Origin of the sequence: Enterococcus sp. AZ197 (genome assembly GCF_050556405.1) — a bacterium.
Lineage (GTDB): Bacteria > Bacillota > Bacilli > Lactobacillales > Enterococcaceae > Enterococcus > Enterococcus faecalis.
In genome coordinates this window covers 1,381,960-1,397,324 of sequence record NZ_CP187873.1, presented here as the reverse complement: position 1 = coordinate 1,397,324, position 15,365 = coordinate 1,381,960, and the positions used below count along the sequence as shown (strand labels likewise).

Annotated in this window: 15 protein-coding genes; 14 read left to right on the top strand and 1 reads right to left on the bottom strand. The window is 38.2% G+C overall.

Annotation, left to right across the window (positions count from 1 at the left end):
• Positions 1 to 25 precede the first annotated feature (25 nt).
• From IGK82_RS06820 to IGK82_RS06755, 14 genes are all read left to right on the top strand, one after another.
• Positions 26 to 316 carry a BMC domain-containing protein gene (locus IGK82_RS06820; RefSeq protein ID WP_002357513.1) on the top strand — a complete coding sequence of 97 codons (291 nt, stop codon included), beginning with the start codon at positions 26 to 28 and terminating at the stop codon, positions 314 to 316.
• Positions 317 to 383: 67 nt separating this feature from the next.
• Entirely contained in the window at positions 384 to 953 is a 570-nt protein-coding gene (locus IGK82_RS06815; protein WP_002378263.1) for a hypothetical protein, read from the top strand.
• Between the two features lie 3 nt (positions 954 to 956).
• Complete coding sequence (eutD, locus tag IGK82_RS06810; RefSeq protein WP_002357516.1) at positions 957 to 1,592, top strand: ethanolamine utilization phosphate acetyltransferase EutD; 636 nt, start codon at positions 957 to 959, stop codon at positions 1,590 to 1,592.
• A gap of 14 nt (positions 1,593 to 1,606) precedes the next feature.
• Positions 1,607 to 2,206 (top strand): TIGR02536 family ethanolamine utilization protein, encoded by a 600-nt coding sequence (locus IGK82_RS06805; protein ID WP_002394470.1) that lies wholly within the window; start codon positions 1,607 to 1,609, stop codon positions 2,204 to 2,206.
• A 12-nt stretch (positions 2,207 to 2,218) separates the two neighbouring features.
• Complete coding sequence (locus IGK82_RS06800) at positions 2,219 to 2,482, top strand: EutN/CcmL family microcompartment protein (protein WP_002357519.1); 264 nt, start codon at positions 2,219 to 2,221, stop codon at positions 2,480 to 2,482.
• A gap of 12 nt (positions 2,483 to 2,494) precedes the next feature.
• Entirely contained in the window at positions 2,495 to 3,595 is a 1,101-nt protein-coding gene (eutH, locus tag IGK82_RS06795; protein ID WP_002357520.1) for an ethanolamine utilization protein EutH, read from the top strand.
• A gap of 12 nt (positions 3,596 to 3,607) precedes the next feature.
• Positions 3,608 to 4,051 (top strand): ethanolamine utilization protein EutQ, encoded by a 444-nt coding sequence (locus IGK82_RS06790; RefSeq protein ID WP_002357522.1) that lies wholly within the window; start codon positions 3,608 to 3,610, stop codon positions 4,049 to 4,051.
• Positions 4,052 to 4,138: 87 nt separating this feature from the next.
• Positions 4,139 to 4,567 carry a CoA-binding protein gene (locus IGK82_RS06785; RefSeq protein WP_002365680.1) on the top strand — a complete coding sequence of 143 codons (429 nt, stop codon included), beginning with the start codon at positions 4,139 to 4,141 and terminating at the stop codon, positions 4,565 to 4,567.
• Positions 4,568 to 4,771: 204 nt separating this feature from the next.
• On the top strand, positions 4,772 to 6,829 hold the full coding sequence (parE, locus tag IGK82_RS06780) for a DNA topoisomerase IV subunit B (protein WP_002381887.1): 2,058 nt from the start codon (positions 4,772 to 4,774) through the stop codon (positions 6,827 to 6,829).
• A 12-nt stretch (positions 6,830 to 6,841) separates the two neighbouring features.
• Entirely contained in the window at positions 6,842 to 9,304 is a 2,463-nt protein-coding gene (parC, locus tag IGK82_RS06775) for a DNA topoisomerase IV subunit A (RefSeq protein WP_002357527.1), read from the top strand.
• A gap of 289 nt (positions 9,305 to 9,593) precedes the next feature.
• Positions 9,594 to 11,840 carry a formate C-acetyltransferase gene (pflB, locus tag IGK82_RS06770; protein ID WP_002357529.1) on the top strand — a complete coding sequence of 749 codons (2,247 nt, stop codon included), beginning with the start codon at positions 9,594 to 9,596 and terminating at the stop codon, positions 11,838 to 11,840.
• Positions 11,841 to 11,916: 76 nt separating this feature from the next.
• Positions 11,917 to 12,681 (top strand): pyruvate formate-lyase-activating protein, encoded by a 765-nt coding sequence (gene pflA / locus IGK82_RS06765; protein WP_002357530.1) that lies wholly within the window; start codon positions 11,917 to 11,919, stop codon positions 12,679 to 12,681.
• Between the two features lie 95 nt (positions 12,682 to 12,776).
• On the top strand, positions 12,777 to 13,703 hold the full coding sequence (locus tag IGK82_RS06760) for a manganese-dependent inorganic pyrophosphatase (protein ID WP_002360265.1): 927 nt from the start codon (positions 12,777 to 12,779) through the stop codon (positions 13,701 to 13,703).
• A 71-nt stretch (positions 13,704 to 13,774) separates the two neighbouring features.
• Entirely contained in the window at positions 13,775 to 14,659 is an 885-nt protein-coding gene (locus IGK82_RS06755) for a DUF1803 domain-containing protein (RefSeq protein ID WP_002397324.1), read from the top strand.
• A gap of 58 nt (positions 14,660 to 14,717) precedes the next feature.
• Here IGK82_RS06755 and IGK82_RS06750 read toward each other — a convergent pair whose 3' ends face one another.
• Positions 14,718 to 15,269, bottom strand: a complete 552-nt coding sequence (locus IGK82_RS06750; RefSeq protein ID WP_002361848.1) for a DUF2179 domain-containing protein — start codon at positions 15,267 to 15,269, stop codon at positions 14,718 to 14,720.
• Positions 15,270 to 15,365 lie beyond the last annotated feature (96 nt).

Sequence of the window (15,365 nt, the reverse complement as noted above, 5' to 3'; positions counted from 1 at the left end):
ACATACATCTTAGGAGGAAATTATAATGTCAAGTACAAATGCTTTAGGAATGATCGAAACTCGTGGTTTAGTAGGTGCTGTTGAAGCAGCCGATGCAATGGTGAAAGCGGCAAACGTTACTTTAATTGGAAAAGAACAAGTCGGTGGCGGTTTAGTTACAGTAATGGTTCGCGGTGACGTTGGTGCTGTAAAAGCAGCAACAGATGCTGGTGCTGCTGCAGCAGAACGTGTTGGCGAATTATTATCTGTCCATGTAATTCCACGTCCACATACAGAAGTAGACGCTATTTTACCACACGCAACAACTGAATTATAATTTTGATTTTTTGGGGCAGAGGTAGGTTCATTACTTCTGTCCTAAACTTTCATTGAGGAGGGGTGTTATGACAGTTATTACAGAAGATATGCTTCGCATCAAAAGGCTTAAAAAAGAACTAGAAGATGGCACGGATTTTGTGTTTCCTGTAGGCAGTTTTCTGACGCCAGCCGCCAAAAGCTATCTACGCGAGCATCGGATTAATAGCAGCTTCTCTTCAACAAACCCATTGCTTTCTGAGGTTCATTCAGTGAAGGCCTCCTCACAAAAACAAAAACAAGAACATTTATCAAAAGAAACAATTTATGAGATTCGGCACTTAAGCCATCTATTGTATTTGCCTTTCTTAACGAATGAAGCGTTATCAACAGAAGGTTGGTTATATTTCGAACAACAACAACAGTGGTTAGAGAAATTTATTTTAGAACAGTCGCTTGTAATGGAACCAGTCATTTTGGAATCAAAGGTAACTATTCTAACTAACCAACAGAGACAATGGCGCTATTCCTCAAAAGAAATTCAATTACAACTAGATAAAATTATTCTCCAGTTAAAAGGAGAATCACAACTGTTCGGACTTTTTCAAGCTTGGGCTACAGAATTAATTAGCACCATGGCTGAAATATCACGAAACTAGGAGATGAACAAATTGGATTCAATGAATGAAATTGTTGAAGAAGTTGTTAAACGAATTCAGCAACAACAACAAAATACTTTTGAAGTTGAAGCTTCTGGCCGACATGTTCATTTGTCTCGTCAAGAGATTGATGCATTATTTGGACCAGGATATCAACTAACAAAAGTGAAAGATTTATCACAACCTGGACAGTTCGTTTGTAAAGAACGAATTACGGTTGCTGGACCTAAAGGACTTTTTCAAAATGTGGTTATTTTAGGCCCTGAACGTAGCGAATCACAAGTTGAAGTCTCTATGACGGATACACGTATTTTAGGAATTAACGCCCCGGTTAGAGAGAGTGGCAAGACAGAAGGGACACCCGGCGTCACGTTGATGAACGGATCAGCAGTTGTGACATTAAGTCACGGCTTAATTGTTGCCAAACGTCATATTCACATGACACCAGAAGATGCCTTAAAAAATAAAGTAAGCAATAGCCAAATTGTGCAAGTCAAAGTGGAAGGCACACGTCCGTTAATCTTTGATGATGTAGTTGTGCGAATCAGTCCGCGATTTGCAACGTACATGCACATTGACTACGATGAAGCCAACGCTTGCGGCTTAACCAAAGGAGCTCGTGGCTATATTCTTAAGTAAAAGGAGGAAGGACAATGAACGTTTCTGAAATGGAAAATTTGATTCAACAGATTACTGATCAAATTTGTCAACAATTGCTGTCGTCGTCTTATTCAGTGGCTTTAGCAGAAGCAAAAGAAGCATTTCCTGAAGAAATGTTTGTTCGTTTTCCTGATGTAAATTGGGTAACCAAGGAGCAGAAGCTAGCACGAGGCTTGGTTGTAAAGAGGCTAACGATTTCCCAAGTAAATGCGATTGCGCATTTACAGGAAACGGATGAATTAGTCAAAAACATCTTAGCATTCTTATTTGAAGGTAAGCCGGTATTGGTTTTAACCCCAATACCTTCAGTGACTAAAAATTCACGATTGAAGTATCGTTTGAAACGAACGATTCAGGAAAACGTGGACACGTGCCAACAGTTTGGGATGATTTTTTATCATGATTCAGAAAATTACGCTGTGTTTCAGGCGGCCTGTCAAAAACAACTTCGTTCTTTAGCTGAGACCAAACGAACCTACATTACTGAAAAACAATTGATAAGAATGACAGAATCAGGTGTTTCTTTAAGTAAAAACGCCTATTTAACCCCGTTAGCGAAAGATTATGCTAGGAAACATCAATTGCTGACGTAAGGAGGAAAAACGATGCTTTTAGGAAAAGTGACTGGTAGCCTTTGGTCAACAAGAAAAGATGAAAAATTAAATGGCTGGAAATTTATGATGGTTGATATTTTGAATCAAGAGGACGAAAAGCAAGGATTTTTAATTGCTGCTGACAACGCTGGAGCTGGTGTCGGGGACAAAGTGTTAATTAGTCAAGGCAATGCTGCCCGTATTTCGGCAGAAGATCCGAATGTCCCAATTGATGCAATGATTGTTGGTGTCATTGATTCTACAGAGGAAGAATAGGGAGGACGAGACATGAGCATTAATGAAATTATTATGTATATTATGGTTCTTTTCATGATTATTGGAGGAATCGATAAATGTATTGGCAACAAACTAGGTTTAGGGGAGCAATTTGAGGAAGGGATTATGGCTATGGGTTCTCTAGCGCTTTCTATGGTAGGGATTATCACTTTAGCGCCTGTCTTAGCCAATCTTTTAAGCCCGATTGTCGTTCCTGTCTATGAATTACTAGGGGCTGATCCAGCAATGTTTGCCACAACCTTATTGGCTAATGATATGGGCGGCTTTGCGTTAGCGCAACAATTAGCCAATGATCCACAAGCTGGTTTATTTGCGGGGGCAATCTTAGGCGCAATGATGGGGCCAACGTTAGTCTTTACAATTCCAGTAGCGCTTGGCATTATCCAAAAAGACGACCAACAATTCTTAGCAACGGGTGTTTTGAGCGGGATTATTACAATTCCTTTTGGTTTATTAGCAGGTGGTTTAACAGCTGGCATGCCATTGTCATTGATTATTCCTAACTTAATTCCAATTATTATTGTTGCCGCTTTAATTATTTTAGGTTTATGGTTAGCGCCAAAGGGCATGATTAAAGGCTTCCAAATTTTTGGTCAAGGCGTAGTGATTGTCGCTATCTTTGGTTTAGTTGTGGGGGCGATTCAACTATTATTAGGAATTACAGTGATTCCTGGTATTGCACCAGTTACTGAAGGAATTGAAGTCGTTGGTGGGATTGCTTTAACTTTAGCTGGCGCTTTCTGTTTAGTAGCAGTGATTACGAAAGTCTTTAATAAACCATTGATGAAACTAGGAAAAGTTTTAGGAATGAATGAAGTAGCGGCTGCAGGAATGGTTGCTACATTAGCTAACAATATTCCCATGTTCCAAATGTTAAAAGACATGGATAATCGAGGAAAAATTATTAATATCGCTTTTGCTGTTTCGGCTTCTTTCGTTTTAGGTGACCACCTTGGTTTTACTGCAGGCGTAGCAAAAGAAATGATTTTTCCAATGATTGTTGGCAAATTAGTTGGAGGGATTACCGCCATTTTTGTGGCTATCTTTATGGCAAATCGAATGCTAGGGAAACCCGAAACAGAAGTGAAATAATGAGGTGTAAATATGACAGAATTAAATCGTGAAATGATTGAAACGCTTGTTCGACAAATTGTCACAGAAAAATTAATGCCGACTAAACAAGTGGATCCAAGTGGAATTATGTCCATCAAATTACCCGAAATCGACGTAACAGAAGACGATCGTTTAGATACAGGCAACCCAGCGGACATTGTTTACACAAAAGATCTGTTTTCTTTAGAAGAAAGCCCGCGCCTTGGTTGCGGTTTAATGGTGATGAAAGATACCACCTTCGATTGGACACTAGAATACGATGAAATTGATTATATTATTTCAGGACAACTGGATATACTGATTGACGGACGTAAAATTTCTGCAACAGCCGGTGAAATTATTTTAATCCCGAAAAGTAGCAAAATTCAATTTTCAGTGACGGGTGATGCCCGCTTTGTCTACGTGACTTATCCAGCAGATTGGCAAAGCCAATAATTATTTTGTCGGTATTCAGAGAATAATTTTGCCAAAACCCTTTACTCAGCGTTATAATAAATAAGAACGAAAAAAGGGGTTGAGTGAATGACATTTGAGAATCCAAGTCAAAATCAAATTTTTGATATTTTAAAACAAGCAAAAAATATTGCGGTAGTTGGTTTGAGTAACAAGCCCGACCGCACGAGTTACAAAATTGCGGAAATTTTACAGCAACATGGCTATCGTGTATTGCCTGTCAATCCAGTTTTAAAAGGTGAAACGGTGCTTGGCGAAACGGTTTATGGGACATTAACAGAGATTCCTGAAAAGATTGATATTGTTGACGTCTTTCGGCGGAGTGAATTTTTGCCAGAAGTGGCCGCAGAAACATTGAAAACAGAAGCGCCTGTCTTTTGGGCCCAACTAGGTTTGGAAAACGAAGAGGCAGCGAACTTGTTATTAAATGAAGGTCGTCAAGTTATTATGGACCGTTGTATTAAAATTGAATTGGCAAAAATGGCAGATGCTGAATAAACACGTGTAATTTTATAAAGAAAGAGCGTCCTGAACGGAAAGCTCTTTTTTTTTTGACCCAGATAGAGTATTATTGTAATGATGGTTTTAGAAGGAGCGAACGGAAAACGCAAGAAACCGGCTCACTCTTCTTCTAATTCTTTAAGAAATAGTTAATGTACGCTTATTAACTAAACGAGAATCTAAGTATAAGGAGTTTTTTCTTTGGCTAAAAAAATTAACAATGAGTACAATGATGCCTCTATCCAAGTCCTAGAAGGATTGGAAGCAGTGAGGAAAAGACCTGGTATGTATATCGGTTCAACCGATAGCCGTGGACTCCATCACTTAGTCTATGAAATTGTCGATAACGCAGTCGATGAAGCGTTATCTGGCTACGGGAATGAAATCAACGTAACTATCCAAAAAGATAATAGTATTTGTGTTGCAGACTCTGGCCGCGGAATGCCAACAGGGATGCATGCTTCTGGTATCCCAACAGTAGAAGTAATTTTTACTGTCTTACATGCGGGTGGTAAGTTTGGCCAAGGTGGCTATAAAACTTCAGGCGGACTCCATGGGGTGGGTGCCAGTGTTGTTAATGCCTTATCTAAGTGGTTAGAAGTTCATATTGTTCGTGATGGCGTAGAATACATGGAACGATTTGAGGACGGCGGTAAACCAGTTGGTACCTTAAAAAAAATCGGCAAAACAAAAAAACGCAACGGCACCTCCGTTACTTTTTTACCTGACGACACCATTTTCTCTACGACAAATTTTTCTTACGAAATTTTAGCAGAACGTTTGAGAGAATCAGCTTTCTTATTAAAAGGCGTCAAAATTACTTTAACAGATGAACGTGGAGAAGAACCCAAAGAAGAAGTCTTTCACTACGAAGAAGGCATTAAAGAATTTGTTGCCTATCTAAATGAAGAAAAAGATACATTAACACCCGTTGTTTATTTTTCAGGAGCCAAAGAAGGTATTGAAGTTGAATTAGCCTATCAATACAACGATGGCTATTCTGAAAATGTTTTATCTTTCGTTAACAATGTCCGCACAAAAGATGGCGGTACCCACGAAGTCGGTATGAAAACGTCAATGACAAAGGCGTACAATGAATATGCACGTAAAGTAGGACTATTAAAAGAAAAAGATAAAAATTTAGAAGGTAGCGACTTCCGTGAAGGCTTAGCAGCCGTCCTTTCTATTCGAGTACCAGAAAACTTACTACAGTTTGAGGGTCAAACCAAAGGAAAATTAGGTACACCTTTAGCAAGAACCGTTGTCGATAACGTCGTAGGCGAACAAATGGGCTTCTATTTACAAGAAAACAGTGAAATGAGTCAATCATTAATTCGGAAAGCGATTAAAGCCCGTGAAGCCCGTGAAGCGGCTCGCAAAGCTCGTGAAGAAAGCCGGAACGGTAAAAAACGGAAAAAAGGTGAATCGTTACTTTCTGGAAAATTAACACCGGCTCAATCTAGAAATCCTAAGAAAAATGAACTATATCTTGTCGAAGGAGACTCGGCCGGTGGCTCAGCAAAACAAGGACGCGACCGGAAGTTTCAAGCCATTTTACCGCTACGAGGAAAAGTCATTAATACGGAAAAAGCGAAAATGCAAGACATCTTGAAAAACGAAGAAATCAATACTATGATCTATACAATTGGCGCAGGCGTCGGTCCTGAATTTTCAATTGAAGATTGTAATTATGATAAAATCATCATCATGACCGATGCGGATACCGATGGTGCCCATATTCAAGTGTTGCTATTAACGTTCTTCTATCGTTATATGAAACCATTAATTGAAGCCGGCAAAGTCTACATTGCCTTACCACCACTTTATAAAGTCTCTAAAGGAACTGGAAAAAAATCAGTCATTGAGTATGCTTGGACCGATGGTGAATTGGCAGAAGTGATTGATAAAGTTGGTAAAGGCTATATGCTCCAACGCTATAAAGGTCTGGGGGAAATGAATGCAGAACAACTTTGGGAAACAACGATGGATCCTGAAACTAGAACCTTAATTCGTGTTCGGATTGATGATGCAGCTCAAGCAGAACGCCGTGTGACCACATTAATGGGCGACAAAGTCGAACCTCGTCGAAAATGGATTGAGCAACATGTTCAATTTACGTTGGAAGAAGATGGCAGTATTTTAGATCGTTCAGAAGAAGACACTTCTGCACCAACAGGAGAAAGTCTTTTAGATGCGGAAAAAACAAAAGAAGCAGAACAAACCGATGACACTGAAATCAGTTTGTTTGACATAGAGTAGGGAGTGACAATTTTGGAAAAACGCCAAGAAGTTCAAGAATTAACCCTTGAAGAAGTAATGGGCGATCGTTTTGGAAGATATTCCAAATACATCATTCAAGAACGGGCCCTACCAGATATTCGAGATGGGCTAAAACCAGTACAACGCCGCATTCTCTTTTCAATGAATAAAGACGGCAATACCTTTGATAAAGGCTTTCGTAAATCAGCAAAATCTGTCGGAAACATTATGGGGAATTATCATCCCCATGGCGACAGTAGTATTTATGAAGCGATGGTCCGTCTAAGTCAAGACTGGAAATTACGGGAAGTACTAATTGAAATGCACGGAAACAACGGAAGTATGGATGGCGATCCACCAGCGGCGATGCGTTATACAGAAGCTCGTTTATCACAGTTAAGTGGTGAGTTGTTAAAAGATATCGACAAAAATACCGTCGATTTCGTCTGGAATTTTGACGATACAGAAAAAGAACCCACTGTTTTACCAGCCAAATATCCTAATTTATTGGTAAATGGCTCAACGGGGATTTCAGCAGGTTATGCAACAGAAATTCCTACGCATAATTTAGCGGAAATTATTGATGGAACCGTGTATTTAATTGATCATCCTAATGCAAGTTTAGAGAAATTAATGGAATACATTCCAGGACCAGATTTTCCAACAGGTGGGATCCTACAAGGAAAAGCAGAAATTAAAAAAGCCTACGAAACCGGCCGTGGTAAAGTAATTTTACGTGCGAAGACAAAGATTGAGCCCTTAAAAGGCGGCAAACAACAAATTGTCATTTCTGAAATTCCTTATGAAGTCAACAAAGCAACGCTAGTGAAGAAGATGGATGAAATCCGTTTAAATAAAAAAGTAGACGGCATTGCCGAAGTTCGTGACGAAAGTGACAGAACTGGCTTGCAAATTGTTGTTGAACTAAAAAAAGATGTCAATGCAGAAGGTATTTTAAATTATCTATTTAAAAACACTGAATTGCAAATCAATTACAACTTTAACATGGTAGCCATCGACAACATGACCCCGCAACAAGTGGGCCTAAAACGGATTTTAGAAAGTTACATTACTCACCGCAAATCAGTTATCATTAACCGTTGTCAATTTGAGTTGGACAAAGCTCGCAAACGTGAGCACATTGTTGCTGGTTTAATTAAAGCATTGTCTATCTTAGATAAAGTGATTGCAACAATCCGTGGCAGTAAAGATAAAAAAGATGCGAAGAAGAACTTAGTATCCGACTATGCGTTTACTGAAGAACAAGCTGAAGCAATCGTTACTTTACAGCTATACCGTTTAACCAATACGGATATTACTGATTTACAAGAAGAAGCGAAAACTTTAGAACAACAAATTGCTGAGTTATTGAACATTTTAAACAATGAAAAAGAACTATTCTCAGTCATGAAAAAAGAACTTCGCGAAGTTAAAAAGCAATATGGCAATCCGCGCTTAACTCAAATTGAAGAGGAAATCCAAGAAATCAAGATTGAAACAGCCGTGTTAGTTGCGCAGGAAGACGTGGTCGTAACCGTGACGCACGAAGGCTATATCAAGCGGAGTAGTATTCGTTCTTATACAGCATCAAAACCAGAAGAAATCGGCATGAAAGAAGGCGACTTTTTATTATATGCTGGCGAAGTCAATACATTAGATCATCTTTTACTAGTAACAAATAAAGGGAATATGATCTATCGCCCCGTCCATGAGTTGCCAGATTTACGCTGGAAAGAAATTGGCGAACATATTTCTCAAACCATTTTAAATCTTGCTATCGATGAATCGATTATTGCTGTATATCCTTATAAAGAGTTAAGTCCGACAAAAACCTTTGTTTTCATTACAAAAGCTGGCATGATTAAACAAACCAAAATGGCTGATTTTGAGCCTTGGCGCACTTATAAGAGCCGCCCGACATCTTGTATGAAATTAAAATCAGACCAAGATGAAATTACCAATGTTTATTTAACAAATGATCAAGACTTATTGGATGTTTTCCTCGTTAGCAATCGCGGTTTTGGCTTACGTTATCCATTATATGAAGTACCAGTCGTGGGTAGTAAAGCGGCTGGAGTTAAATCAATGAACCTCAAAGAAGACGATTATGTCGTTAATGGTTTGCTGGTTCATTCTGAAGGGGATACACCGATTGTCATCGTTACCCAACGTGGCGGTGTTAAACGCATGTTAGCCCAAGAATTAACACAATTAGGACGAGCAAAACGTGGATTAATGGTCTTACGGGAATTGAAGAAAAATCCACATCGTGTTGTCTTTATGTCTGAAAGTACCGATTTAGATTTATTAGTTACTACGCAAAAAGGCACACAAGAAGTTATTCAGTCGAAAAACTATCCAATCAGTGAACGAACATCCAACGGTTCCTTTGTCATCGATGAACAAAAAGATGGCCAAGTAATGGAAGTCCATGAGATGCATTCTGCAGTGATTGAAGAAGAACAAACAAACTAAACTGTGTTATAAATATCTCCACAGCAGCCATCTGTATTAATACAGATGGCTGCTGTTTTTAATACAGAAGTACATATTTCACAAGTGATAACAACTATAAATCGTTCTTATTTTCACAAGTATAAATGTTTATATATCAGCATTTAGAATCTTTGATCCCCATTTATTTATTAAGAAAGTGCAATAAATAATAAAAAAACGCTTGCATCTAAAAGGTTATGTGTTATACTAATCACATAAAGCTGTTACATACAATCAAGTAGCAGTTAACTAAGGAGGCAAACACTTCATGAAACAATGGGAAGGCTTTAAAGGCGACAAATGGAGAACAAGCGTTGACACTCGTGATTTTATTCAAAACAACTACACAGAGTACAAAGGCGACGACAGTTTCTTAGAACCAATCGCTCCGAGCACTGACAAATTATGGACAAAACTACAAGAATTATTTGAAATCCAACATGAAAAAAATGGCGTTTATGACATGGATAGCGATATCCCAGCAACTATTACGTCACATGAACCTGGTTACTTAATCAAAGAAGAAGAAAAAATTGTCGGTTTACAAACAGATGTACCATTAAAACAAGCATTTATGCCATTCGGTGGTATTAAAATGGCGAACAATGCCTTAGTTTCAAATGGTTATGAAACTGACGAAGAAATGACAAAAATCTTCACAGAATACAGAAAAACACATAACCAAGGTGTTTTTGATGCCTACACAGCTGAAATGCGTTTAGCACGTAAAAACAAAATCATTACTGGTCTTCCAGATGCTTATGGCCGTGGCCGTATTATCGGTGACTATCGTCGTATCGCATTATATGGTATCGACTACTTAATGGAACAAAAGAAAAAAGATCATGATAACACTGGTAACAAAGAAATGACAGACGATGTTATTCGCTTACGTGAAGAAATTTCTGAACAATACCGTGCGTTAAATGACTTAAAACAAATGGCTGCTTCTTATGGTTTCGATATTTCTCGTCCTGCTGCAAATGCGCAAGAAGCAATCCAATGGTTATACTTTGGTTACCTAGGTGCCATTAAATCTCAAAATGGTGCGGCAATGTCAATTGGTCGTATCTCAGCATTCTTAGATATCTATATCCAACGTGACTTAGAAGCTGGTTTAATCACTGAATTTGAAGCACAAGAAATGATTGACCATTTAATCATGAAATTACGTATGGTTAAATTTGCACGGACACCAGAATACAATCAATTATTCTCTGGTTATCCAATTTGGGCAACATTATCTATTGCTGGTATGGGTATTGACGGTCGTTCATTAGTTACCAAAAATGACTTCCGTATCTTACACACCTTAACAAACATGGGACCATCTCCAGAACCGAACTTAACTGTATTGTATTCTTCTCACTTACCAGAAGGCTTCAGAACATATGCAGCTAAAATCGCGAAAGAAAGCTCATCTATCCAATTTGAAAACGATGACTTATTACGTGAAAACTGGGGTTCTGACGACTGTGCAATCGCATGTTGTGTTTCTGCAACAGTTATGGGTAAAGATATGCAATTCTTCGGCGCTCGTGCGAACTTAGCGAAAGCTGTTCTTTATGCAATTAACGGCGGGGTCGACGAAAAAACTAAAATGCAAGTAGCACCAAAATATCGTCCAATGACTGGTGACAAATTAGATTACCACGAATTCATGGAACGCTATAAAGACATCTTAGACTGGTTAGCTGAATTGTACGTTAACACATTAAACATTATTCATTACATGCATGATAAATATGCATATGAAGCACCACAATTAGCTTTAATGGATACTGATTTACAACGGACATTCGCAACTGGTATTGCCGGAATCTCTCATGCGACTGATAGTATCATGGCAATTAAACACGGTGAAGTAGAAGTAATCCGTGACGAAGATGGTATGGCAATTGATTATGTACCAACAAAAGAATTCCCAACATACGGAAACGATAACGAAGAAGCCGATGCAATGGCTAACTGGATTTTAGATTACTTTATGACACAAATTAAACGTCAACACACATACCGTAACTCTAAACCAACGACTTCATTATTAACAATCACTTCAAACGTTGTTTATGGTAAAGCAACAGGGAACACGCCTGACGGACGTCGTGCCGGCAAACCTCTTGCACCAGGTGCGAACCCAAGTTATCAAGACGGTAAATTCTTAGGTGAGAAAAATGGCTTATTAGCTTCATTAAACTCAACAGCTCGTTTAGAATATACAATCGCTTTAGATGGTATTTCTAATACACAAACCATCAACCCTAATGGTTTAGGTAAAGACGACGACACAAGAATTAACAACTTACGTAACGTATTAGATGGCTACTTCGATAAAGGTGGTTACCACTTAAACGTAAACGTATTTACAAACGAATTATTATTAGATGCACAAGCACATCCAGAAAAATATCCAAACTTAACTATCCGTGTATCTGGATATGCCGTGAAATTCCGTGACTTAACTCCTGAACAACAAGCAGACGTTATTTCAAGAACTTCACACGACAGACTATAAAAAACATTTACATTATTTAACTGAAAGGGTGACATTTAACGTGTCATCCTTTTCGTTTGAAAGAAGAGGGATCATTATGACAACACCAGTTACAGGTAGAATTCATTCAACAGAAAATTTTGGTACCGTTGATGGTCCAGGTGTCCGTTTTATCGTATTTACACAAGGGTGTCGCATGAGATGTCAATTCTGTCATAATCCAGATACTTGGAAAATTGGTTCCGGTGGTCGTGTGGTGACGACTGACGAAGTATTAGAGGAAGCATTACGTTTTCGCTCTTATTGGGGCGAAAAGGGTGGTATCACTGTCAGTGGTGGTGAGCCGCTATTGCAAATGGACTTTTTAATCGATTTATTTAAAAAAGCCAAAGCACAAGGCATTCATACAACCTTAGATACGTGTGGCAAACCTTTTACTCGGGAAGAACCCTTCATTAGTCAATTTGATGAATTGATGAAGTACACAGATTTACTCTTATTCGACATCAAACATATTGATAACGAGCAGCATAAACTGTTAACAACGCAATCAAATGATAATATTTTGGAAATGGCTACCTATTTATCTGAAATTGACAAACCTGTTTGGATTCGCCACGTATTGGTGCCTCAACGTAGTGATTACGACGAATATTTAATCCGTCTGGATGCCTTCATAAAAACATTAAACAATGTAGATAAAGTTGAAGTGCTTCCTTATCATACGATGGGCAAGTACAAATGGGAAGAACTAGGTATTCCTTATCCATTAGAAGGAATTGAGCCTCCTAAAAATGATCGTGTTGAAAATGCGAAAAAACTACTACATGTCGAGGACTATCAAGGTTATCTAGCACGTTAACAAACGAAAAAATAGAAAAGAAGACAATTTTTTTGTTGTTTCTTTTCTATTTTTTGTTATCATTAAGAGTGAATCAAAACCAAGGAGTGTGTATTATGTCAAAAATTTTAGTTTTTGGACACCAAAATCCTGATACAGATGCTATCGGAGCAGCAATTAGTTTTGCTTACTTACAAAAAGAATTAGGAAAAGAGACAGAAGCTGTCGCTTTAGGAACACCAAGTGAAGAAACTCAATATGCCTTAGATTACTTCAATATTGAAGCACCACGTGTTGTCACTGAAGCAGCTAGCGAAACAAACCAAGTCATGTTAGTGGATCATAACGAATTCCAACAAAGCATTTCAGATATCGCTGAAGTAAACATTTTAGCAGTAGTGGATCATCACCGGATTGCCAACTTCGAAACAGCAGATCCATTGTATTATCGTGCAGAACCAGTAGGGTGTACCAGTACAATCATCTATAAAATGTTTAAAGAAAATAACGTGACAATTCCAGCTCAAATTGCTGGTATGATGGTCTCAGCGATTATTTCTGATACATTATTATTTAAATCACCAACTTGCACACAAGAAGACATCGATGCAGCGCACGCCCTAGCTGATATTGCTGAAATTAATTTAGAAGGCTATGGTCTTGACTTATTAAAAGCAGGAACAAATTTAAGCGATAAATCAGCTGAAGTTCTTTTAGATTTAGATGCTAAGAGCTTCCCAATGAACGGCAAAACAGTTCGCGTTGCCCAAGTAAATACCGTCGACTTAGCAGAAGTTTTAGATCGTCAAGCTGAATTAGAAGCAGCTATGGCCGCAGAAAATGCAGCCAATAATTATGACTTGTTTGTCTTAATTATTACGAATATCCTAGACAGTGATTCTGAATTATTAGCGATTGGTGCGGAACAAGCCAAAATTGAAGCAGCGTTTAATGTAACATTAGTTAACAATCGTGCGTTCTTACCAGGCGTTGTTTCTCGTAAAAAACAAGTAGTACCACAATTAACAGAAGTCTTTAACTAAAACCGTAAGCGCCTAAGCAACGCGATAAATTCCTTGTTGCTTAGGCGCTTCAATAGTAAAGGGGCGTTAACATGAATGATTTAGCAATTTACTATCATTCTCCGCAACAAACGAAACAATACAATCATTTGCTCAACCAATCACTTTTTTTCCCTCTTGTTACTTTTATGTATGAACATCGGGAAGAAAGAGTCATTTTAAGACAATTAAAAGCGGCCTTTGCAACAGAAGCCAAGTTAGAACAATTTTTATCAGAAATGATTGATTGTCAGTTAATCATTCGGGAAAATCGTCAATATCGTTTGAATTTTCCTATCTATACGGCAGCTGAAGTTGCGAGTTTGCCCTTGGCTGAAGACGAACTTCCTAAGTTTAAAGGAACTGTAACAGAGCAATTATTTTGGCTAGCTGAATCTTTTTGGCCACAAGTGTTTCCAGAAGAGGAAGACTATTTTTTTGGCGTGAGCGGTGGCCTCACATTTTATCAAAAACAAAGATTGGCCTCGGCACAACTATCTATAATTACGCTTGAAAAAGAAAAGACAGAGGTTCCAACAATGCCTCGTTATTTTGATTACTTGGGCAAAGAGCAATCCTTGCCAGAAGCCTTCAGCGCTTTATATGACTTGCTAGGGGACGTAAATCCTGAATACTATCTTTCGCAAGCGAGAAGAGTCATTAAACAAGCTCTGCGAGGCCGCAAAGTCAGTACTGTGCCTAATATTTTTCAAGAAAGTTTGCACTTGACCCAAGTGATTACGATTGACCAGGACCACTTAAAACTCCTTTTACCAGTAGCAACGGAACAAGCCGAGCCTTTAGAAGCACAGTCGAATATTCTAGCATTTTATTATGAAAAAATTGCTAACCGATCGGCCATCGAACGCTTAGTTTTTATGCAACAATTGATTGAGCAACTAGGTACGAACTCTCTAAGTTATCTTAGAATAAATTAAAGTTACGATAATTTTATTATGTAAACTAAAAATCAATAACAAGAAATGACGCCGCTTCTTAGTGAGAAATGGCGTCATTTCTTTTGCGAACTTTTTTCGTCCAAAAACCACCGGAAATGAACTTAGGCTCATAGGAAATGATAAATGCTCTCGGCTCTAATTGATTGATTAATTTGTACAATGTACGTTCGTTTTTTCTTGGGGAAAGAATTTCTAAAACCATTCGTTCTCCTTCGCGTCCGTAGGCGACACTTTGCGTAACACCATAGCCGTGTTCACGAAGTGTTTCTGGTAAATGAAATTGTTCAGTAGTAGAAGGGAGGATAACTGATACCATAATATAACCCAAGGCCAAATAGTCTTCGATTTTAATTCCTACACTAATGCCAACAGCGTAACCAAGCGCATAAACAAGTAAATTTAAAGGATTGTCTAACCGATTCAGAACCATACTTAGCCCTAAGACATAAATTGTTATTTCAGCCATACTAACCAGCGGTGCAATAACCCGATAACCTTTCATCGTTAACATAAAACGAATAGTATTTAAGGTAATATACGCAAAATTAATGATAAAAATCATAGCTAACATTTTCAAATCAACGACCATAAAATAAGTACCTCTTTTCAAAATCTTTACATCCAGCCCTCATTATAGTACAGAAAAACTGAGAATCAAAGGCGAAACACTTATAGAAATGAATTC

Bases quoted from the DNA above. Each gene is read 5' to 3' on its own strand.
- IGK82_RS06820 (WP_002357513.1), top strand. From the start codon at position 26: ATGTCAAGTACAAATGCTTTAGGAATGATCGAAACTCGTGGTTTAGTA.
- IGK82_RS06815 (WP_002378263.1), top strand. From the start codon at position 384: ATGACAGTTATTACAGAAGATATGCTTCGCATCAAAAGGCTTAAAAAA.
- eutD (WP_002357516.1), top strand. From the start codon at position 957: ATGAACAAATTGGATTCAATGAATGAAATTGTTGAAGAAGTTGTTAAA.
- IGK82_RS06805 (WP_002394470.1), top strand. From the start codon at position 1,607: ATGAACGTTTCTGAAATGGAAAATTTGATTCAACAGATTACTGATCAA.
- IGK82_RS06800 (WP_002357519.1), top strand. From the start codon at position 2,219: ATGCTTTTAGGAAAAGTGACTGGTAGCCTTTGGTCAACAAGAAAAGAT.
- eutH (WP_002357520.1), top strand. From the start codon at position 2,495: ATGAGCATTAATGAAATTATTATGTATATTATGGTTCTTTTCATGATT.
- IGK82_RS06790 (WP_002357522.1), top strand. From the start codon at position 3,608: ATGACAGAATTAAATCGTGAAATGATTGAAACGCTTGTTCGACAAATT.
- IGK82_RS06785 (WP_002365680.1), top strand. From the start codon at position 4,139: ATGACATTTGAGAATCCAAGTCAAAATCAAATTTTTGATATTTTAAAA.
- pflB (WP_002357529.1), top strand. From the start codon at position 9,594: ATGAAACAATGGGAAGGCTTTAAAGGCGACAAATGGAGAACAAGCGTT.
- pflA (WP_002357530.1), top strand. From the start codon at position 11,917: ATGACAACACCAGTTACAGGTAGAATTCATTCAACAGAAAATTTTGGT.
- IGK82_RS06760 (WP_002360265.1), top strand. From the start codon at position 12,777: ATGTCAAAAATTTTAGTTTTTGGACACCAAAATCCTGATACAGATGCT.
- IGK82_RS06755 (WP_002397324.1), top strand. From the start codon at position 13,775: ATGAATGATTTAGCAATTTACTATCATTCTCCGCAACAAACGAAACAA.
- IGK82_RS06750 (WP_002361848.1), bottom strand. From the start codon at position 15,269: ATGGTCGTTGATTTGAAAATGTTAGCTATGATTTTTATCATTAATTTT.